The organism is Marinobacterium rhizophilum DSM 18822, from assembly GCF_000378045.1.
Taxonomy (GTDB): Bacteria; Pseudomonadota; Gammaproteobacteria; order Pseudomonadales; family Balneatricaceae; genus Marinobacterium_A; species Marinobacterium_A rhizophilum.
Genome location: NZ_KB899092.1, coordinates 57,950 through 78,488, shown reverse-complemented (window position 1 = coordinate 78,488; position 20,539 = coordinate 57,950). Strand labels below are relative to the sequence as shown.

The 20,539-nt window shown below is 60.5% G+C and carries 16 protein-coding genes; 5 read left to right on the top strand and 11 right to left on the bottom strand.

What is annotated here, in order from left to right:
- The first annotated feature begins 131 nt into the window (after positions 1 to 131).
- Positions 132 to 419 carry a helix-turn-helix domain-containing protein gene (locus tag F451_RS0105190; protein WP_020680291.1) on the top strand — a complete coding sequence of 96 codons (288 nt, stop codon included), beginning with the start codon at positions 132 to 134 and terminating at the stop codon, positions 417 to 419.
- Between the two features lie 81 nt (positions 420 to 500).
- On the opposite strand, the gene F451_RS0105185 is transcribed toward F451_RS0105190, so the two are convergent.
- The 5 genes from F451_RS0105185 to F451_RS24880 form a co-directional block, all read right to left on the bottom strand.
- The gene (locus tag F451_RS0105185) at positions 501 to 4,199 is read right to left on the bottom strand and encodes an AAA family ATPase (protein ID WP_020680290.1); all 3,699 of its coding nucleotides are present in this window, start codon (positions 4,197 to 4,199) and stop codon (positions 501 to 503) included.
- Positions 4,187 to 5,488 (bottom strand): exonuclease subunit SbcD, encoded by a 1,302-nt coding sequence (sbcD, locus tag F451_RS0105180; protein WP_020680289.1) that lies wholly within the window; start codon positions 5,486 to 5,488, stop codon positions 4,187 to 4,189. Before sbcD ends, F451_RS0105185 begins: the two co-directional genes overlap by 13 nt.
- A gap of 170 nt (positions 5,489 to 5,658) precedes the next feature.
- Positions 5,659 to 6,372, bottom strand: a complete 714-nt coding sequence (gene mtgA / locus F451_RS0105175) for a monofunctional biosynthetic peptidoglycan transglycosylase (protein WP_020680288.1) — start codon at positions 6,370 to 6,372, stop codon at positions 5,659 to 5,661.
- A gap of 161 nt (positions 6,373 to 6,533) precedes the next feature.
- Positions 6,534 to 11,372, bottom strand: a complete 4,839-nt coding sequence (locus F451_RS0105170) for an NAD-glutamate dehydrogenase (protein ID WP_020680287.1) — start codon at positions 11,370 to 11,372, stop codon at positions 6,534 to 6,536.
- A 197-nt stretch (positions 11,373 to 11,569) separates the two neighbouring features.
- The gene (locus F451_RS24880) at positions 11,570 to 12,040 is read right to left on the bottom strand and encodes a 3D domain-containing protein (protein ID WP_240476439.1); all 471 of its coding nucleotides are present in this window, start codon (positions 12,038 to 12,040) and stop codon (positions 11,570 to 11,572) included.
- A gap of 307 nt (positions 12,041 to 12,347) precedes the next feature.
- On the opposite strand from F451_RS24880, the gene F451_RS0105160 reads away from it, so the two are divergent.
- From F451_RS0105160 to F451_RS0105150, 3 genes are read left to right on the top strand one after another with little or no spacing between them, the layout of a single operon-like run.
- Positions 12,348 to 12,848: a paraquat-inducible protein A gene (locus F451_RS0105160; protein WP_083928350.1), complete on the top strand. Its 501-nt coding sequence runs from the start codon at positions 12,348 to 12,350 to the stop codon at positions 12,846 to 12,848.
- 33 nt (positions 12,849 to 12,881) lie between these two features.
- Complete coding sequence (gene hrpB / locus F451_RS0105155) at positions 12,882 to 15,437, top strand: ATP-dependent helicase HrpB (protein ID WP_020680284.1); 2,556 nt, start codon at positions 12,882 to 12,884, stop codon at positions 15,435 to 15,437.
- Complete coding sequence (locus F451_RS0105150; protein ID WP_020680283.1) at positions 15,434 to 15,916, top strand: DUF6942 family protein; 483 nt, start codon at positions 15,434 to 15,436, stop codon at positions 15,914 to 15,916. Before hrpB ends, F451_RS0105150 begins: the two co-directional genes overlap by 4 nt.
- Positions 15,917 to 16,117: 201 nt before the next feature.
- On the opposite strand, the gene minE is transcribed toward F451_RS0105150, so the two are convergent.
- From minE to F451_RS0105130, 4 genes are all read right to left on the bottom strand, one after another.
- Entirely contained in the window at positions 16,118 to 16,372 is a 255-nt protein-coding gene (minE, locus tag F451_RS0105145) for a cell division topological specificity factor MinE (RefSeq protein WP_020680282.1), read from the bottom strand.
- The gene (minD, locus tag F451_RS0105140; RefSeq protein ID WP_020680281.1) at positions 16,372 to 17,184 is read right to left on the bottom strand and encodes a septum site-determining protein MinD; all 813 of its coding nucleotides are present in this window, start codon (positions 17,182 to 17,184) and stop codon (positions 16,372 to 16,374) included. Before minD ends, minE begins: the two co-directional genes overlap by 1 nt.
- A 47-nt stretch (positions 17,185 to 17,231) precedes the next feature.
- On the bottom strand, positions 17,232 to 17,972 hold the full coding sequence (minC, locus tag F451_RS0105135; RefSeq protein ID WP_020680280.1) for a septum site-determining protein MinC: 741 nt from the start codon (positions 17,970 to 17,972) through the stop codon (positions 17,232 to 17,234).
- Between the two features lie 82 nt (positions 17,973 to 18,054).
- Positions 18,055 to 18,288 (bottom strand): hypothetical protein, encoded by a 234-nt coding sequence (locus tag F451_RS0105130; RefSeq protein ID WP_020680279.1) that lies wholly within the window; start codon positions 18,286 to 18,288, stop codon positions 18,055 to 18,057.
- A 247-nt stretch (positions 18,289 to 18,535) separates the two neighbouring features.
- Between F451_RS0105130 and F451_RS0105125 the strand changes: the two genes are divergently transcribed.
- A complete protein-coding gene (locus F451_RS0105125; RefSeq protein ID WP_020680278.1) occupies positions 18,536 to 19,465 on the top strand; it encodes a ChaN family lipoprotein in 930 nt (309 codons plus the stop codon).
- A gap of 217 nt (positions 19,466 to 19,682) precedes the next feature.
- On the opposite strand, the gene F451_RS0105120 is transcribed toward F451_RS0105125, so the two are convergent.
- Both F451_RS0105120 and F451_RS0105115 read right to left on the bottom strand, forming a co-directional pair.
- Entirely contained in the window at positions 19,683 to 19,964 is a 282-nt protein-coding gene (locus F451_RS0105120; RefSeq protein WP_020680277.1) for a peptidylprolyl isomerase, read from the bottom strand.
- An 89-nt stretch (positions 19,965 to 20,053) separates the two neighbouring features.
- The gene (locus F451_RS0105115) at positions 20,054 to 20,536 is read right to left on the bottom strand and encodes an FKBP-type peptidyl-prolyl cis-trans isomerase (protein WP_020680276.1); all 483 of its coding nucleotides are present in this window, start codon (positions 20,534 to 20,536) and stop codon (positions 20,054 to 20,056) included.
- Between the last annotated feature and the right edge of the window lie 3 nt (positions 20,537 to 20,539).

The following is a 20,539-nucleotide window of genomic DNA, read 5'->3' as shown; positions in this document are numbered from 1 at the left end:
GGTGCGAGTACTATTCAACACCGCGGTTAATGTGCCACGCATCAGGCTGCAAGCCTTGCCGCGTCTGAAAATGGTCAGACTGCGCCCGTTGGACTAGGCTGATTGGAGTTACGTACGAGAGGAACCGGCACATGACCCGCAGATCTCAGCGCGCCTTCTTTCGCAAAATCTATCTGGCCTGGCTGATAGATAATGGCCGGCACAACCTGCGCACCCTGCAGGAAAAGACCGGCATGCCAAGACGCACCCTGCAGGACAGCCTCAAGGACCTCGAAGATATCGGCATAAGCTGTATCTTTGAGCAGAGCGACGGCGAGCGCAATAACTGCGGTCTCTACAGGGTCAAGGACTGGGGCCCCATCAGACGAAGCTGGGTACGCAGCAATTTACCGCTGCTCAAAGAGGAGCTGCAACAATGAGCGCCCCCAGGCCTCTATATCCTGCAGGCCGGAACACACCCTTATGGCCGCCGGGTCGGGCGCCCGACTGAGGCTCCGCCGTTATACAGGCGCAGGCTCATATGCAAAGCGCGCATCCAGCCGGCTGCATCCCAGACCATTGCCCTTTCGCACTCGCACCTGCACCGGTATGCGCTCCTTGAGCGCCTCCACATGGGAAATCACACCAATCATCTTGCCGCTGGCATTCAGGCTGTCCAGCGCGTCCAGCGCGGTATCCAGCGTGTCCGCATCCAGCGTGCCGAAGCCCTCGTCCAGAAACAGCGAATCGATACTCGTCCGGTGACTGACCAGATCCGACAGGGCGAGCGCCAGCGCCAGGCTGACCAGAAAACTTTCCCCTCCTGACAGCGTGCGTGTATCGCGCAGGGCATCGGCCTGCCAGCTGTCGATAACCTCCAGTTCAAGCTCATCACCGTGCTTGCGCTGCAGCCGGTAGCGACCATCGAGGCGCTCCAGCTGACGGTTGGCCAGGTGGATCAGGTGATCCAGCGTCAGTCCCTGGGCAAAACGGCGAAAGCGATCACCCTTCTGGGAGCCAATCAGGCTTGAGAGCTGCGTCCATGTATCGGAGTTCGCCTGCTGCGTCTCGATCATCTGCAGGAGTGCCTGCTGTGCCTGACGCAGACGCGCATCCTGCTCAAGCTGTTGCATCAGCGCACCGCGGCGCTGCCCGATAGCCTGCAGCTGCTCGGTAACCGCTGCCCGGGCAGCACGCACCGCCTCGGGCTCCAGCGTAGCAAACGGCTGCTGTTCGAGATCGATCTTTCGCGCACGCGCTTGCTGCACCAGGGTCTGGGCCCGCGCCAGCTCCGCATCCAGTGTCTGACGCAGCGCCTGCAACTCGCGGCGCAACTCCGGTTCGAGCAGCGCCGCACGGTAACCGTCCTCATCGGTAAAGGGACTGGCTGCAAGTGCCTGCTGCCAGGCCGGCGCTGAGCGCCCGAGCTGCTGCTCTATCTCTGCCTGACGCACCACCAGGGTGTCGAGACTGCCTCGCAGTGCGTCAACCGATTTTTGTACTGTCGCCAGCTGTGCCGCGGCCTGCTGCCAGCGGCTTTCAGCCTGTTGCAGTACCTGCTGCGCCTGTGCGCGAATCTGCGCGACCGTCCGGCCTGCAAACAGGCCGGCACGCTCGCGGGCGAGTTCCTCGCTCTGCAGGCCCCAGACGCGCTGCTGCTCAACGTTCACCGCCTGCTGCTGTTGCAGCAGTGTCAACTCGCGCCCCAGCACGTCGAGCTTCGCGCCAATGTGTTCGCAGTTGCGCACATCTTCGTCATGACGTGCCTGCATCCGCTGATAGTCAGCCCACGCCTTTGACGTGTCCGCCAGCCAGCGCTCCTGCGCATCAGCCTGCGGCAATCGCGTCTCGCCCAGCACCTCCTGCAGTGCTTGCTGCAAAGACGCCTCAAGCACGCTCAGCGCTGCCTGCTGCGCCCGGATTTCGTCTTCACACTGCGCCTGCTGCTGAGCCAGCACCTGAATTTCCCGCGCCTGCAACTCGAGCCCATGGGCCTGACGGGCCAGCAGGCTGTCAAGCTGCGTCGCATCCTCGCGCAGTTGTTGCGTCACCTGATCCAGCTCGCGCAACTGCAGGCTCAGTGCCTCATGTGCCGCCAGCTGTTGCCCATATTGCTGTGTATAGCGGGCGCAACCTGCCTCATCCGTCAGTTGCAAGGCTTTGCCTGCCTCATCTGGCAGGGCCTCGAGTAGCGGCAGGGCCTCGTCCTGCAAGCGCACCTGCTCCGCCCTGTCCTGGGCATTTTGCTCCTGTAACTGATCGAGCCGGGCCTGTAGTGTCGCCGCCGCCGCGGCGACCTTCTGCCCCTCCTGCTGCAACCGTTCGAGCTGCTGCTTTTTGGCATCGTAGCGCTGGCGCGTCTCGGACAGGTCCGGCTGCCGATAGTCAGTCACATAGGGATGCTGGTGCGAGCCACACAGCGGGCAAGCCTCGTCCGGCTGTAACTGGTCACGGTATTGCGTCAGGTCGCTGATGCGCTGCTCCTGTGCCAGTAACCGTTCCAGATCATCGCGGTGCTGCTTGCAGTCACTGTATTGCTGGCGTGCGGCGCTGAGCAACGCCTGTTGCGCGACCAGGTCCGCGCCACATTGCTCAATCTGCCCGCTACGCTGCCTGACGGCGGCTTCAAGGGTCCGCCAGCGCTGCCCCAGGCCCTCGAGCCGGTCCAGCGTGCGCACAGCGCCCTGAACGGTTTTGAGGGCCTGTTCAAGCTGCGCCACTGTACGGGATTGCAGCAGCGCATCCCGTTGCGACTGAGTTTCTCGAGCTTGTGCTTGAAGCTGTTGCTGCCGTTTTTGGCTCTCGGCCTGCCCGGCCTGCAACGCGGGCACTTCCTGCGCCAGGGTAGCCTGGCGCAGCGACAGATCCTGCTGGCGCCGCTGCATCTCGTCCAGTTGCAGCAACAGGCGTTCCCGTTGAGCGAATCGGTCCTGCCACAATGGCAACTGATCGCCCAAACGGGCCGCACTCTGGTGTTGCTGCAGATAATCCTGCGCCTGGTTGCGCTGTGTCGTTGCCTGCTGCAACTGGGTCGCGAGCCAATCGCGCTCTGTAGTCCGTTCCGCAAGCCCCCGCGCCTGTTCCGCCAGCGTTTGCGCAAGTTCGCGCTGACGCTCGGCCAGCTGTGCCTGGCGGTTGTCCAGCGGCATGACTTCCTCCAGCAGGCGGGTTTCAGTTGTCTCGCGGCTGCGCCTGGCGGCGTCAAGATGCTGCTGTTCCTGCTGTTCCCGTACCTGTTGCGCGCCAAGCTGCTGCTGCGCCTCACTGAGCAATGACGCATCCCGTGCACGGGCCTTTGCAAGTGCATTTGCCTGTGTCAGGTCCGACTGCCACTGCTGGTGCAATGGGCGCATATCCAGCGCCGGCAGGCACGCATCAAGTTTTGCCAGCTGGGCAGCTTCACTCTCAAACCGCTGCTGCACCCGCATCTGTTCACTCTGGGCCTGCTGCTGCGCCGTCCGCGCCTCACTCAGGGCCTCAAGCCCCTGAATCTCCTGTTGCAGCCGGGCATCCTCTGCCTGCAGCTTTGCATGCTGCACCGCGAGTTCTGCCTGTTCGGCCTCGAGCGCAGCCAGGCTTGATACATCCAGCAGTTCAACCGCACCGGCACGGGCCGCCAATACGCGCAGGGCTTCTTCTTCGTTTCGCTTGCGCTCAAAGGCAAGACGCGATATCTCGCCGTAGATCTCGGTGCCGGTGAGCTCTTCCAGCAGCTCGGCGCGCTCGTTGGGACTGGCATTCAGAAAGGCCGCAAAGCCACCCTGGGCCAGCATCATCGACTTGGTGAAGCGTGCGAAATCAAGCCCGGTCAGTTCGCTCACCAGCGTCAGCTTTTCACCGATGCGGGTACTGAGCAGCTGGCCATCTCCCCGGGCCAGCTCAACCTGTGGGGCCTGCAGCTTACCCTCTGGCTGATTGCGAGCGCGGCGCTGCGACCAGAAGGCGCGGTACTCTTCGCCCCGTACCTCGAATTCCACCTCGGCCAGACAGTCAGCAGTATGACGGGTCATCAGCTCGTTACTGCCCGCGGATACACTGAGGCGTGGCGTGGCGTGATAAAGCGCCAGACAAATGGCATCAAGCAGCGTCGTCTTGCCCGCACCCGTGGGACCGGTAATGGCAAAGAGGCCGTTATCCCTGAATTCCGGGGCGCGGAAGTCCAGTTTCCACTCGCCCTTGAGCGAGTTGATATTTTTTAACCGCAGGCTCAGGATTCGCATGTGTTCTGATCCCCGTCCTGTATCTGTTGCAGCAGTGAATCAAAGGCGCCGACGAGGCGCTCCCGTGTGATCTCATCCATGTTTTCTTCCAGCGCCAGGCGACGTTCAAATACGTCGTGCACGGATAACTCCTGCAGGGTTTCACGGCTATCGCGCTCAAGCGCGATATTGCTGGCACTGCGCTGACGCCGAATACGCAGCACCTCGACAGGCATCCCCTCCACCAGCTGCTGTACCCGTGGCTGCAGGTCACTGAGGTAATCATCCCCACGCACTTCAATTTCGAGCCAGGTGAGCGGTCCGGCCGCAGCCTCATCGCCACCATCACCGAAATGGGCCTGCAGCTGGGCTTCCAGCTCTGTCAGGTTGCCACTCAGACTGTGCATGGGCTGCCACACCGGCACCGCCAGCGGCGTGATTTCGTCAAGCTTGCCGGCAGCGAAATCCACCAGCAGTACCTGCTTGCTACCCCTGCTCTCGTCAAAACTCAGTGCGATGGGTGAGCCGCTGTAACGGATATGGGACTCTCCGCCCACGGCCTGGGCGCGATGCAAGTGCCCCAGTGCGATATAGTCCGCCGGTGGAAAGGCACCCGCCGGATAGGCTTCCAGGGTACCGATATAAAGTTCGCGCACAGACTCGGACAATTGACCACCGACACAGGTCAAATGCCCCGTGGCGATAATTGGCAACGGGACAGAGGCCGCAGAATCCGCCCCGAGTACCGCGCCGCTTGCCTGCTGAGCGCTTTGCAGATCATCCCGGACCTGGCGGGCCATATCATAGATAACGGTATAATGATGACCAATGGCCTCGCTCAGCGCCTGGCGCTTTTGCAGCGTACTTTCGCCGGCATGACTCTCGATCAGGTCACGTGGGCGCAGGTAGGGAATGGCACAGAGCACCGCACCGGGCGTACCGTCGCGCTGCTGCAGCACGATAACCTGGTCTCTGGGGTCGGTCGTGACGCCCCCAATCACCCGTGTGCCCAGGCAGGCAAGCAGTTCGCGGGACTCGTGCAGGGTCGATACCGAATCATGGTTGCCACCCAGTATCACCAGCTGACACCCGGTAAGGCGCAAGTCTGCAATGAACTGGTTGTAGAGCCTGCGGGCATAGCTCGGTGGAGTACCGGTATCAAAAAGATCGCCAGCGACAATCAGCGCATCCACCTGATGCGCCTGTACCTGCTCGATGAGCCAGGCCAGAAAGGCACGGTGCTCGGTCTCGCGGCTTTTACCCATGAAATGCTGCCCAAGATGCCAGTCCGAGCTGTGAAGTATTCGCATTGATAGTCCTGATCAGGGCGTTTTTATTAACCTTGCGGTCAAACAGACAACCACACACCCGGTCACCTGCCAACAGGTGCCGGCCTCCTCTGAGGGGTAATGCGCCTGCTACGGCCGGCCGCCTATGCTACCCGCAAAGGGAATCCGTATTGCCAAAGCCGGGCACCGGTTTAGCCATCGACCGCCTGAAGCGTGACTGTGCCGAGCTGGCGCATTTGTCGCAAAATCCACTGACTGCGACGCTGTACGTAAGGACTCGGCGGCTGCGCACGGTAGCGGTACGGGTTGGGCAGAACCGCCGCCAGGCGCGCGGCCTGCAGGTTCGACAAGGATTTCGCCGGTGTACCGAAATAGTAGCGCCCGGCCGCCTCGACACCATAGATGCCGGGGCCAAACTCGACGATATTCAGATACACTTCAAGAATGCGACTCTTGTCCCAGAGTAGTTCGAGCAGCAGTGCAAACCAGGCCTCCAGACCCTTGCGTACCCAGCTGCGCCCCGACCACAGAAACAGATTCTTCGCGGTCTGCTGGGTCAGGGTACTTGCACCGCGCACATTACCGCCATCCAGGTTGTGATCCAGTGCCCGCTTGATGGCTTTGAAATCAAAGCCACTGTGCTCGGCAAAACGCTGGTCTTCCGCGGCAATCACCGACAGCCGCATGGCTGGCGCAATTCGATCCGTCGCCACCCACTGATGCGCATACTCATCCGGATAACCCGCCGGCGGAAAGATCTCGCGCTGGATCAGCCATGACCATACCGGGGGGTTCACCACTTTGAGCAGCAACACAAGCAAGACACTAAAGCCAATCCAGCCGGCGACAAGCCAGAGTATCGCCTTGAGCAGGGGGCGCAGCAGGTAAGATTTGATCAGGGGCACAGCAAATCCGGAGCAGTCTTTAAAGGGCTCTATTGTGCACAGGGTCCAGGCCGAGGTCGATGCATGGAGGCATATTAAATGGCAGCAAGACGGCTACAGGGAAATGACAGGAAACGGGGAAGGAAACCGGCAGGCAGAATACCTGCCGGTTTGACGCTCTATCAGCCGCCGGCCTGGGCCAGGTCGAACAGTTCGCGCATGGCCACCGTAAAGATGGCGCTGTCGTGACCACTGCTGGCGCGCAGCTCAGTGAGCATCTGCTGCCAACGGCCCAGCAACGGCGCCTGGCGCTCCAGCCAGCTGTCTACCAACGCCGTGGTATCGGCGTTATCAGCGCCCTCTTCCAGCACGTTGATCGTCAGTAGCCGCATCTGGATGTTGAGATCCTCGCGCAAGCCGTCACGGGCCATGGACTGCCAATGATTGCCAACCTCGATGGCGCGTACCTGCTGGTCGAACCAGTGCAGCTCAAGCCGCTGCGCCAGATCGAAGTAAACCGCCGCAACACGCTCCAGCGACTGGCCGGTCTGCATCGCCGCCTCTATCACGCCAAGCAGTGCATAGAGGCTGTCAGCCGAGGCCACCATCGCTGCCAGGCTGTCAGGTACACCGGCATCCACCAGACTGCTGCTGCGCTGCTGCCAGTGCTGCAAGGGTTCGCCCTGCAGGCGCTGCGCAATCGTCGGGCTAAGCTCGCGAATACCCGGCTGGTATCGCTCAACCGTGGCCGCCACTTCCAGGCTGCCGCGCTGCTTGAGCAGGAACCAGTAACTGGCCCGGCGCACCAGGCGCATAAGATCCAGCATCATTTCCTGCTGCAACTGCGCCGGCACCTGGTTGTCCAGGGCTTCGATTTCGTGCCACAGCGGTTCGATGTCGTACAGCTCGCGCGCTATCACATACGCAGCCGCAATGGCCGCCTGGTCGCGACCACTGGCCTGCTGCAGGTGCTGCATGAAGGTGATGCCCATGTGGTTCACCAGCGAATTGGCAATCTGGGTCGCTATGATCTCCGAGCGCAGGCGATGGTTTTGCACCTGTTCGGGGAAACGTTCGACCAGCTGTTGCGGGAACGCTGTGACTATGGCCTTGGACAAAAACGCATCCTCGGTAATCCATGAACCGGTCAGCTTCTCTTTCAGCTCAGCCTTGGTGTAGGAAATAAGTACCGACAGCTCCGGCCGGGTGAGGCCCAGCTTCTGCGCCTTGCGCTCCTGCAGCACCTCGTCGGATGGAATGAATTCCAGCGACCGCACCAGCCGGCCCGACGATTCAAGCCGGTGGATGAGGCGGATATAGTCGTCCATCGAATGGCACGAATGCGCTTTGGCCATACTGATGGCCAGCGCCTGACTGTAGTTGTTTTTCAGTACCAGGCGAGCTATCTCGTCGGTCATCTCGCGCAGCATGGCATTGCGCTGCTTGACGGTCATATCGCCGTTGGCCACCACTTCGTTCAGCAGGATCTTGATGTTGACTTCATGGTCGGAGCAGTCGACGCCGCCGGCGTTGTCAATAAAGTCGGTGTTGGACGCGCCACCATGCAGGCAGTATTCGATACGCCCCTGCTGCGTGAAGCCGAGGTTGCCGCCTTCCCCCAGCACCCGGCAGCGCAATTGCTTGCCATCGATACGCAATGCATCGTTGGCCTTGTCGCCCACATCGGCATGACTCTCGTGGCTCGCCTTGACGTAAGTACCGATCCCCCCGTTCCAGATCAGATCTACCTGGGCGCGCAGCAATGTCGACAGCAGGTCGTTAGGCGCCAGGCGATCCGCCGTGATGCCAAAGCGCTGCTTCATTTCAGGGCTGATGTCGATCCACTTGGCACTGCGCAGGAAGATGCCGCCACCGGCGGAAATCAGGCTGCGATCATAGTCATCCCAGCTCGAGCGGGGCATCGCGAAGAGACGCTCGCGCTCGGCATAGCTGCTGGCAGGGTCAGGCTGCGGGTCGATAAAGATATGCTGATGGTTAAATGCCGCGACCAGGCGAATATGGCGTGACATCAGCATACCATTACCAAACACGTCCCCCGCCATGTCCCCGATGGCCACCACCGTAAACTCCTGGGTCTGGGTGTCGAGCCCCAGTTCGCGGAAATGCAGCTTCACCGACTCCCAGGCGCCGCGCGCCGTGATGCCCATCTTCTTGTGGTCGTAGCCCTGGCTGCCGCCGGACGCAAAAGCGTCTCCGAGCCAGAAACCGTATTCTTCGGCGATTTCGTTGGCAATATCGGAGAAAGTCGCGGTGCCCTTGTCAGCCGCCACGACCAGATAGGGATCATCCTCGTCGTGACGCACCAGCCCCTTGGGCGGGACCAGATCAGCCCCCACCAGGTTATCGGTGATATCCAGCAGGGCACGAATAAATATCTGGTAACAGGCGATACCCTCGGCATGGATCTCGTCGCGACTGCCATTCACCGGCAGCATCTTGGGCACAAAGCCACCCTTGGCCCCGACCGGCACGATGACGGCGTTTTTAACCTGCTGCGCCTTGACGAGCCCCAGCACCTCGGTACGGTAATCCTCGCGCCGGTCCGACCAGCGCAAACCACCACGGGCGACCTTGCCGCCGCGCAGATGCACACCTTCGACCCGGGCCGAATAGACAAAGACCTCGAACATGGGCCTGGGCAGCGGAATATCTGCAATGCCGTGGGGATTGAGCTTGAAGGCGAAGTAGTCTTTCAACTCGCCCTGTTCGTCAGGCTGGTAGTAGTTGGTGCGCAGGGTGGCCTGAATCAGCTCCAGAAAGCGCCGCAGTATCTTGTCGTCGTTGAGATTGTCGACCTTGTCGAGGCCCTCGATAATGCTGGCCGCAATACGCTCTGTCAGCGCCTGCACCTTGCTGCTGCTCTGGCGACCCGGCTCAAAGCGCGCCTTGAACAGCGCGACCAGCAGACGGGTCAGGTAGAGATGACGCCCCAGCGCCTCGGCAATGTAGGGCTGACTGAAACCAAAACGGATCTGCTGGTTGTATCGGGCATAGGCCCGCAGCATGGCGACATCACGCCAGGAAAGATTGGCGCCGATGACCAGACGGTTGAACTCGTCGTTCTCGGCCCGCCCCGCCCAGACGGTGGAAAAGGCATCCTGAAAGTTCTGCTTCACATCTTCCAGCTCCACCGGCTCCGAACTGTCGTAGCGCAGGGTGAAGTCATGAATCCAGAAGCGGGCGCCATCGCGGCGTTTAACCTTGTACGGATGCTCGCCCACCACCCGCATGCCGAGCTTCTCAAGCACCGGGATGACGTCGGACAGGATCAACGGCTGCTGAGGGTGGAACAGCTTGAATCGCAACACTTCGCGACTCTGCTCCAGTACCCGGTAAAAGCTCAGGTTGATGGTCAGGTTCTCGCCCAGCTGCTCGATGCGCTGTATGTCATAGACCGCACTGCTTGGGCTGAAATCTTCCCGGTAGGCCGACGGAAAGGCATGGCGATAATGATTGGCCAGATGGTTGCCCCGCTCTTCACCGGCACTCTCGACCAGCGCGGCGTGCAGGTCTTCGCTCCACGCCTTGGAGATCTCGATCACCTCCGCTTCGATGGCCTGGGCGTTGAACTCCAGCGGGACGGCGGGATTCACCTTCAGCACCAGATACACCCGCGCCAGCAGCGATTCACTGAAACGGGTGGTGAACTCGCAGTCAGTGGCATTGAAGTGTTCACTCAGGTGCTGCTGCACCTGCTGGCGCAGCGCCGTGGTGTAAAGATCACGCGGCACAAAGTACAGGCAGCTGACAAACTTGGAGCAGCTGTCGCGGCGAATCAGCAGCTTGACCTTGCGGCGCTCCTGCAGTGTGAAAATGCCCATGGCCATGTCGAACAATTCTTCATCATTGGCCAGGAAAAGTTCATCCCGCGGCAGTTCGGCAATGATCTGCACCAGCGACTTGCCACTGTGGCCCTGGGGATCAAACCCGGCCCTCGCCAGCGTCTTTTCAGTACGCCTGCGCAATACAGGCACCCGCAAGGGTGGCTCAACATACACCGGCGAGGTCCAGAGACCGTAAAAACGGTGTTCGCCGCACACCTTGCCCTTGGCGTCGTAGCGCTTGATCACCACCATATCCTGATGTGCCGGACGGTGTACCCGGGCGCGCACCGCATCCTTGGCGAACATCAGCGGATCGGCGCAGAGCATGAAGTCCCGCTCCTCCGCACGCAGATCGTCGCCCGTGCGACGGCGACCGTTCTGCACGTGCAGCTTCAGCGTACCCAGTTCACTGCCGGCAACCCTCGTCACGCTGAAGTTATCGCCCTCGCCGCTAAACGCCAATTCATCGTAGCCAAGGAACGTAAAGCGATCACTGAGCATCCAGTCGCAGAATGCTGCGGCTTCGCTCAAGCTTTCGCGGGAGGCGCCCGTTTCACGCGTGTTCAATTCATCACGCAGATTCTCAAGGCGGGCGCGCATGGCCGGGAAATCACCCACCGACGCCCTTACTTCGCCCAGCACCTCGCTCAGCTGAGCGCGCAGTGTTTTAAGCTCATCGGCCGCACTGTGGCGATCAACTTCCAGGTAGATCAGCGCTTCACGCAAGGCGCCATCGGCGCCGGCGTCCACCAGTCCGGTCACGTGTCCCTCAGCGTCGCGGGAAAGATTCAGTACTGCGCTGTGTACGACATGAATAGCCATCTCACGGCGATTCAACTCCATGCGAAGCGAATCCACCAGGAACGGCATGTTGGGGTGCAGGATTTGAATAACGGTGTGATTACAGTGCCAGCCGTGCTGTTCGAGGTCCGGGTTGAACACCCGCAGCCGTGGCTCATGCGCTTCGCTTTCCTGCAGAAACTGAAAACAGGACAGGGTTGCGCCATAGAGGTTTTCCAGCCGTCGCTCGGCCAGTTCATCGTAAGGTGAAACCCGATAGTAGGCGGCAGTGAAAGCGCCGACCTGAGCCGCTGCGTCAGATGCGAGCCTGCTTTCGAACAGTTCGCCCAGTTGTGTCAGCAATCGTGTCTTGTTATCACTTCGTTGTTCGGACATCGAATCCTTTAGCCCCTTTTTTGCTCAGACAGTGCCGAAATCGACCGGGGTGCCCAGAACGCGTGGCGCGTGCATCCCCAGCCCAGCTGATGGAAATCAGATGTTCTACACTCTAGGCAAAAAAATGGGAAAAAGATTGTCAAAGAATGGGTTTTCTTTGCGAAAACGTACGCTGTACACCAATGGCACGGGCGCGATCAGGAATCCTGGTTTTCCCAGCGAATGACCACGGGTCTTTTACCCCAGGCCAGTGCGGCATCATGGTCGACACCCATGTAGATATCGATTTTTCGGGCCCAACGGCTGTGCATTTTATCCAGCACCCGGTAGCGCCCAGGCAGGCCTTCAATTTCAACTTCGGTGCCCGGCTCGAGCCCCATCCCAAGCAAATCACGGGATACGGCAATAGCCTTGATACCGGGTTTCAGCCGGTGCCCCCAGGCACCAATGTTGGCATTGCCCTGGGTTTGATCCGGCAGCGAATTGTAGGCGGTCGCGGTAACTTTGAGCCGGACTTTCGAACTGGCGACGCCGGCGCCCTGCATCCTGTCGAGTGCCAGGGGACGGGTTTTGGCAGTACTCTTGGCTACAATTTCAGTCGAGGACGCGGAGGAATCCTTCTCAGCGGCCCAGCCGGCGTCGGCGCCAAGCAGCAATATCACTGGCATGGAGACCAGCAAGACTGCCAGCGGGCGTTTTAAACGCTGTCTAAGATCGCTCAAAATCATAAAAAAATGCATTGAATTACAGGCAAGATCCCCAGTGTGCCAGATAACACCAGCGCAGCCTAGCCTATATTCACGCCTATTAACAACGCTCACTCAGACCCCGCTGGCCGCCAAATCCGACAACACATATCCGCCACCCAGTCCCAGCTAATACGCTTATCAATCACACTGGCAATGACAGGACAGCTAAAGGCCTGTCCGGTATCATGCCAAGACTCAAACTTCGACAGGAAGAATCAACGCGCCAATGTCGACATCAACCCGCCCCGCTCTCACCCCACGCAGGGCCTGGCACCTACGGCTGCTACTGGGCCTTACCGCTGTTTTGCTGCTTGTGGGGCTCTGTGCCCCAATGCTGACCATCGAGCAATTTCTGTTTATCCAAAGCAACTTTTCGGTCCTTTCCGGTACCTGGCAACTGCTGCTGCAGGGTCAGTACCTGCTGTTCCTGCTGATTAGCGGCTTCAGCATTCTGCTGCCCATACTCAAGCTCCTGGTGCTGCTGCGTCTCACCGGGGCTGCGATACACCATGACAGTCGCCTGCCCCGATACCTGAAACTGATGCATGACTATGGGCGCTGGTCGATGCTCGATGTCTTCGTGGTCGCGGTTCTGGTCGTCACGGTGAAACTCGGCGCCATCGCCCAGGTACAGATTCATTACGGCCTCTATGCTTTTTGCGCCGCCATATTGCTGACCCTGTTTATCACTGCACGCATCAGCCGTCTCCAGCCCGAAAACAGCTGAGGCCAAGATGCAGTACCTGGCTTGCTTCATACCATGACATCATTGCCGATTGACCAGATCCTGCCTGCACTGCAGCAGGCCTTGACCCAACGCACCGAAGCCGTACTGGAAGCTCCGCCCGGTGCCGGCAAGACCACGCGGGTACCCCTGGCGCTGCTGGACGCGCCCTGGCTTGCGGGCCAGAAAATTCTCATGCTGGAACCCCGACGCCTGGCGGCCAGGGCCGCCGCCGAGCGTATGGCCCAGACACTGGGCGAAAAAGTTGGGCAGACCCTGGGGTATCGCATTCGGTTTGATACTCGCGTTGGCCCCCAAACCCGCATCGAAGTGGTCACCGAAGGCATCCTGACCCGCATGCTGCAGTCCGATCCCTCACTTGAGGGTGTCGGCCTGGTGATTTTCGATGAGTTCCATGAACGCAGCCTGGATGCGGACCTCGGCCTCGCCCTCACACTGCAGGGACGCGCACTGCTGCGCGAGGACAACCCGCTGCGCATTCTGCTGATGTCCGCCACGCTCAATGGCGACGCCAGCGCTCGCCTGCTGGACAATGCGCCACTGATTCGCAGTGAAGGTCGCAGCTGGCCGGTCGATATTCGCTACGGCGCCAGCGCCCAGCCGGGGGAACGTATCGAGGCGCGTGTTGCCACGACCGTCATGCAGGCGCTGAATGAAGAACGTGGCAGTGTGCTGGTGTTTCTGCCCGGGCAGCGGGAGATACGCGAAACCCACCGCCTGCTGCGCGAGCAGCTGCAAAGCCTGAACAATGTGGCCAATGATGTCATCCTCAGCCCGCTCTACGGAGACCTGAGTCTGGACGCCCAGCGCAGCGCCATCGCACCCGCGGGCCCCGGCCAGCGCAAGGTGGTACTCGCAACCGCCATCGCCGAAACCAGCCTGACCATTGAAGGTGTACGGGTGGTCATCGACAGCGGCCTGAGTCGTCAGGCCATCTTCGATGCAGGCACCGGCATGTCACGCCTGCAAACCCGCCGCCTTTCACGCGCCTCCAGTGTGCAGCGCACCGGCCGCGCCGGCCGCACCGAGGCGGGCCTGTGCTATCGCCTCTGGTCCGAAAGCCAGCAACAGGCACTCAGCCCCCACAGTGAACCGGAAATACGCCAGGCGGACCTGGCACCACTGGCCCTGCAGCTGCTGCAATGGGGCATCACCGACCCAAACGAGCTGGCCTGGCTCGATGCCCCTGCTGCCGGCCCCTACCAGCAGGCACTGGAACTGCTGCAACGCCTTGGCGCGGCGCGGCAAGATCACGCAGGCTGGAGGCTCACGCCCCACGGCGAGCGAATGGCGCAACTGCCTGCCCATCCGCGCCTGGCGCATATGCTGCTCGAAGGCTGTCGTCTCGACCTGCTGGAGGCGGCCTGCGAGCTTGCCGCCCTGCTGTCGGATCGCGATCCACTGGGACGCTCCCAGGCCGACATCAGCCTGCGCCTGGCCTGGTTGCGCGGTGATATCCGCTTGCAAGCCCACGAACGAGGCCAGTGGCAGCGTCTGCGCCAGCAGGTTGATCAGTTCCGCACCCTGTGCCGCTCGCTCGCCGTCCCCGTACAGAGTTCGTCGGCACTTGCAGGCGATACTGCCCAGGCCGTGCTGATTGCCTGCGCCTACCCCGACCGCATTGCTGCGCGGCGCCAGTCCCAGGGGCTGGACTACAAGCTCAGCAATGGCCGTTCGGCACGGATCAACCCCGAAGACCCACTGCGCAATGCGCCCTGGCTGGCAACGGCGCAGCTGAGCGGACGCAGCGGGGACGCCGTGGACAGAATCCAGTTGGCCACCGCTCTGGATCCTGCGCTGTTTGACGACGTTCTGGCTCCACTGGTACAAACCCGCGAACACGTGCAGTGGCAGGACAGCGAAAACCGCCTGATCGCCGAACGCCAGCGCAGGGTCGGCAGCCTGATTCTAAGTCGTGAATCTCTGCACAGCATTGAGCCACAGGCCCGTGCCCATGCGCTTTGCGCCCTGGTCCGAAAACGCGGCTTGGGGTTGCTGCCCTGGACCCAGAACCTGCAGCGCTGGCGTACCCGGGTAGCCTTTGTACGCCACCAGGACCTGCTGCAGAAAATGGGTAGCAGTACTGAGACCGAGTGGCCCGACCTGTCGGATACTGCCCTGCTGGATACCCTGGAGACCTGGCTGCTGCCCTGGCTCGACAGGGTCAGTCACATCAATCATTTTGCCGCACTGGACCTGAGCGCCATCCTGCACAGCCTGCTGCCCTGGCCCCTGCCCCAGCAGCTTAATGAACTGGCGCCGGAACAGTATCAGCTCCCCTCCGGCCATCGCGCACGCATCGACTACGAACAGGACCCGCCGGTACTTGCCGTCAAACTGCAGGAACTGTTCGGCTGCTCGCAAACGCCCCGCATCGGCACGCTTGCCCTCAAGCTGCACCTGCTGTCACCGGCTCAGCGTCCACTGCAGGTGACCCAGGATCTGGCGAGTTTCTGGAGCAACAGTTATCGCGAGGTGCAAAAGGACATGAAAGGCCGTTACCCCAAACACCACTGGCCCGACAATCCACTGACTGCGCCCCCCGGCGCGGGAGTAAAGCGGCGCAAATGACACCATCAACCACCATGACACAGGACTGTGCGCTGCTAGGCGCTCCTGACGCCCGCGTCGCACTGTACCTGCCCAACCGCCCTCTCTGGCCGCAGGCCGATGTTTGCCCACAGGCGCCCGATGTACCGGCGCTGATCCGTCACAACGGCAATCACTGGCGCAAGATTTTCAGCATACTGGCCAAACTGTGCAGTCCAGCCAGCATGCGCTGGCAGGATTACCGGGATCAAGCAGTACTGCACGAGGACGAGGTGATCTGTTTCGCCGACAGCCTGCTACTCGACGCCCGCTGGCACCTGATCGCCGGCAAGGCCAGCTGGCAGCGCCTGGGACTGGATACCGCCAATTTCATGCCACTGGATACCGAAGGGCGGGTATGGGTACGAGATAACATTTTGCTCACGCCCTACCCCGATTACCGCCAGTTCCCCAACCGAACAGTAGACCGGGTGCGCGCACTGCTGAAAGGTGAAAGGTGAAAGGTGAAAAACCATCGGTCTGAACGACCGTTCAGAGCAAAGACAATGTCCTAACCGTACGGGAAAGGCCTGCAGAAAAAGGGACACCGGAGGCCTGTGGTTATCAGGCCACCACTGCATCTGCGACGGCTTGCGGGGGAACGCTGGCGGTGGCCTGAGCCCCAGGACGGGATCTCAAACCACCGGCGTACTGGCACAAACTTATCGGTCCGGCAGGGTCACGTTCAGCTCGAGCACCGAGCAGTGATCGTTGTTTTCCAGCTGAATGTTGACACTTTCCTGGTCGATCGCTACGTACTTGCGGATTACATCAAGGATTTCCTGTTGCATCTGCGGCAGGTAATCCGGCTGCTGACGCTGCCCGCGTTCGTGAGCGACGATGATTTGCAGCCGCTCCTTGGCAACTGACGCAGACGCGTTCTTTGTTTTGCTGCGAAAGTAATCGAAAATGCTCACTACTTACCTCCCAGCAGGCGCTTGAAAAAGCCCTTTTTCTGTACTTCCAGAAAGCGATGCTCAACTTGATCGCCCAGCAGGCGCGCCACGGCATCGCTGTAGGCCTGGCCGGCCTCGGTTTCCTGATCAAGAATAACCGGCATACCCTGGTTGGACGCCTTGAGGACGGCTTCGGATTCAGGAATGACCCCGATCAGCGGAATCGCCAGAATGTCCTCCACATCCTGCACACTGAGCATCTCGCCGGCCTGTACACGGGCCGGGCTGTAACGGGTCAGCAGCAGATGCTCTTCCACCGGATCTTCACCGGCCTCCACACGACGCGTCTTGCTCTGCAGAATACCCAGAATGCGGTCGGAATCACGTACCGACGAGACCTCTGGGTTGGTTACCACCACCGCGATGTCGGCGTAATAAAGCGCCATCTGCGCGCCTTTTTCGATGCCGGCCGGGGAATCGCAGACGATGTAATCGAAATCGCGGGACAGCTCATTCAGCACAGCCTGTACGCCTTCCTGCGTCAGGGCATCCTTGTCGCGGGTCTGGGAGGCCGGCAGTATGAACAGATTCGGCGTGCGCTTGTCCTTGATCAGCGCCTGATTCAGGGTTGCTTCCTTGTTGAGGACATTGACAAAGTCGTACACCACGCGCCGCTCACAGCCCATGATCAGATCGAGGTTACGCAGGCCAACATCAAAATCGATAATGGCGGTTTTAAAGCCCCGCAACGCCAGCCCTGTGCCGATAGCAGCGCTACTGGTCGTTTTACCTACACCTCCCTTGCCGGAGGTCACCACGATAATTTTAGCCAACACCCTCTCCTCAATTCTGCCTGCTACACCCGGTTCGCGAGTATTCATCAAAGCGCAGCCACATGCAACGTGTCGTCTTGCAGGTACACCTGGGCCGGCGCTTTCCAGGCGAGCTCCTGCAGACTGTCGCTCAATTTAAAATTACCGGCCACAGAAACCAGCTCAGCTTCCAGGCTCTGACAGAAGATGCGTGCCTGAACATCCCCGCGCACGCCCGCCAGCGCCCGGCCCCGCAAGGCACCGTAAACATGAATATGGCCGTCAGCCAGAATCTCCGCGCCTTCGCTTACCGGCGCCATCACGATCAGGTCGCAGCCCTCGGCATACACCTGCTGGCCAGAACGGATAGGACGGGTAATGATCTTGCTGGGGCGGTGGACCAGTTTTTCCTCCACCACCGTGCGCACCACGACTTCGGGCTCCGACGCTGCAGCAACCGGAGCCGCGGGTGGCTCAGGCATGGCGGCCCGCCCGGCCTGCCCTGCGGGAATCAGCACCAGCCCGGTCGCCTCAAGGGCATCACCGAGTTCAGGCGGCGCGCCCTTGAACGCCATCGGGCGCAAACCGAATTCACGGCACAGGCTGATCAACTCGACAAAATCGATGGGTAGCGCATCGGACTCAAGCTTTTCAAGACTGATGACCACCGGCGTCTGATGAAAAAACATCGGCGCCTGGCGCACCTTGGCGCCAAGATCTTCGCCGAATTGGGCGCGGGAATAGCGGTACAGTTCGAGTACGATCGCGGTTACAACACTTCCCTTTAGCTGGAAGCTGAGTTGATTCATGCACCTGGTCCTTCTGCTGCGGCACTGCGCCGGCCCTAAAGCCGATTATTCTACTGAACTTGTGTCGCCAAGGGGTAGCGACTTACAGCTGATGCTGGTGAATGAATTCATTGAGGCTATCGTAGGTCCAGGCGGAGCCGTCGGGACAGAGGTGGCCGTGCTCGTTAAGCTTGTCGCACATAACCTTGAGATTGTCGCCTTTCTTGCGCAGGCCGCGAACAAAGCCGATGGCCTCATCGATACGTTGCTGGCGCGCCGGATCTGGCGCCTCGTGATCCTTTTTACGGGTAACGACCACCTTGATTGACTTGCTCATGCTGCGATCCTGCGCTGATGGTGATACACCACATAATGCCGTTTTCGGCAGCCTCGGTGCAACCCGGACCCTCGACAAAAAGCCGCAGGGATGCGAAAGACAGAGCCAGACGAAAGACCCTGTACGGGTACCACGAAAATTAAGGTGGCAATCAGCCAGAATTGTTTATGGTGTTGTCATTGCGCTGTGGCCGATGTCATTTCATCATGGCGCCCAACGCCGGCGTTACACAACAGGAGCCCGAACGATGCCAGTAACCCGAACAGCCCTCGCCGCCACGCTGTGCCTTTACCTCGGCTTGACCGGCACTGCGCTGTCGCAAACGACCGATACTGCCGAGCCCCGGCGCCACCCCGGCGAAATACTCGATCTGAGCAGCATGCAAACGCTGTCCCCCGACGATCTCTATCTCAAACTCGCGCGCAAGAAAGTGATTCTGATCGGCGAACAGCACGACAACCCCGAGCATCACGCTGTCGAGACACTGCTGCTCGAAGAACTGGTCACGCCCGGCACCCGCGTGGTGTTCGAGATGCTGGAATCGGATCTTGCGCTGGACGAACTGGGCATCAGCACGTCAAAGGGCGAACTTAAAGCGGCACTGGAGCCGGTCACGCCGGGCTGGGACTGGGCTACCTATGGCCGCCTGTACCGAAACGTGTTGCAACTGGGTGGCCACCTGGTCGGCGGCAACCTGAACCAGGCGCAGATAAAGGCAATTTACCAGGGGCAAACCGACGCACTGCCGGAGCGGGAACAAAAAACCCGCAGCGGCGTGGCGACAACCGTTCGCGAGCACATTGCCAACGAGATCAGCGCGCAGCACTGCGAGCCGGTGCCGGCCAAGCGGCTCGAGTCCATGGTCGAGATCCAGCTGGCCCGGGACGCGCGCATGGCCGCGCAGCTCGATCAGCATGCCACAAACAAGACGGCAGTGCTGGTCGCCGGAGGATATCATGTGCGCAAGGATCTGGGCGTACCCCGCCATCTGGAGCGGGACGATATTAGCGTGATTCTACTGGCACCCGTGGGCGATGACGGTGAAGTGGTCGGCGGCGACGAGCTGGTATCGAACCAGGTCGCGGACTACCTCTGGTTCACCTCGGCGATCGGGGAAAAAGACTATTGCGGCGACACCGCCATAGACGCCAGCCAGGCCACGCCATCGTCCAACTGAACGCAAGACGGCAGCCCACAGGCTGCCGTCTTTTGCGCATCGCCTAACAACCTGTCGGACTTAACACTGATCTACTGCGGAAAAGCCGACCTTGGTCACTTTTTGCTCTATTTTTCGTTAAATAGAACCACTATTTGCCTCAAAAGAGTGCAAAAACTAACTCAAATCGGCCTTTCCCTCGCTACGACCGGCCAAGCCCGACAGGCTGTCTAGACCTTTAGTCTTTGCGAGCGGTGACTTCCAGCAGGTGGTAACCAAACTGAGTCTTGACCGGTCCCTGAACCTGGTTCAGCGGCGCGCTGAATACGACCTGGTCGAACTCAGGCACCATCTGGCCGCGGCCAAAGTTGCCAAGATCGCCACCACGGGCGCCGGAGGGGCATTCAGAGAATTCGCGTGCCGCCTGGGCGAAATCGGCACCGGCTTCAATGCTGGCCTTCAGTTCCAGACATTTGGCTTCGCTTTTAACCAGGATGTGACGTGCACTTGCAGTTGCCATGTTCTCTCCACTCGTTCTGTTGCGGTTGTGAGGTCGGTCAGCTTGGCCGATCAGGGCGCCGCTGACAACCTTTGGATCAGAAAATCCGCTTAATGGTGATGACCGCCCACGCCATGGGCGTGGCCGTGGGAAATCTCTTCGGCACTGGCCGCACGTACGTCGGTCACTTCAACATCAAAGGTGAGGGTCTTGCCCGCCAGCGGATGGTTGGTATCCACGGTGACCATGAATTTCCCGACCTTCAGAATCTGCACCTGACGCACACCCTGATCGGTCTGCACGGAAGCAACCATGCCCGGACGCCATTTTTTCGAACCCTGCAGGTGCTTAACCGGAATACGCTGCTCGGCGTCGTCCTTGCGCGAGCCGTAGGCGTCTTCCGGCGCCAGGGTCACACTGAATACGTCACCGGCGCTGTGCCCTTCCATGGCCTTTTCCAGACCGGCCATCATGTTCTGATGCCCATGCAGGTATGCCATCGGATCGCCCTTGCGGCTGTTTTCCAGCTCGCTGCCATCGGCATCGCGCAGGTTGTAATGGAACTGCACCACACAATCTTTGGTGATCTCCATCGA

Coding starts and splice junctions, on each gene's coding strand:
- F451_RS0105190 (WP_020680291.1), top strand. CDS start 132: ATGACCCGCAGATCTCAGCGCGCCTTCTTTCGCAAAATCTATCTGGCC.
- F451_RS0105185 (WP_020680290.1), bottom strand. CDS start 4,199: ATGCGAATCCTGAGCCTGCGGTTAAAAAATATCAACTCGCTCAAGGGC.
- sbcD (WP_020680289.1), bottom strand. CDS start 5,488: ATGCGAATACTTCACAGCTCGGACTGGCATCTTGGGCAGCATTTCATG.
- F451_RS0105170 (WP_020680287.1), bottom strand. CDS start 11,372: ATGTCCGAACAACGAAGTGATAACAAGACACGATTGCTGACACAACTG.
- F451_RS24880 (WP_240476439.1), bottom strand. CDS start 12,040: ATGCCAGTGATATTGCTGCTTGGCGCCGACGCCGGCTGGGCCGCTGAG.
- F451_RS0105160 (WP_083928350.1), top strand. CDS start 12,348: ATGTCGACATCAACCCGCCCCGCTCTCACCCCACGCAGGGCCTGGCAC.
- hrpB (WP_020680284.1), top strand. CDS start 12,882: ATGACATCATTGCCGATTGACCAGATCCTGCCTGCACTGCAGCAGGCC.
- F451_RS0105150 (WP_020680283.1), top strand. CDS start 15,434: ATGACACCATCAACCACCATGACACAGGACTGTGCGCTGCTAGGCGCT.
- minC (WP_020680280.1), bottom strand. CDS start 17,972: ATGAATCAACTCAGCTTCCAGCTAAAGGGAAGTGTTGTAACCGCGATC.
- F451_RS0105130 (WP_020680279.1), bottom strand. CDS start 18,288: ATGAGCAAGTCAATCAAGGTGGTCGTTACCCGTAAAAAGGATCACGAG.
- F451_RS0105125 (WP_020680278.1), top strand. CDS start 18,536: ATGCCAGTAACCCGAACAGCCCTCGCCGCCACGCTGTGCCTTTACCTC.
- F451_RS0105120 (WP_020680277.1), bottom strand. CDS start 19,964: ATGGCAACTGCAAGTGCACGTCACATCCTGGTTAAAAGCGAAGCCAAA.
- F451_RS0105115 (WP_020680276.1), bottom strand. CDS start 20,536: ATGGAGATCACCAAAGATTGTGTGGTGCAGTTCCATTACAACCTGCGC.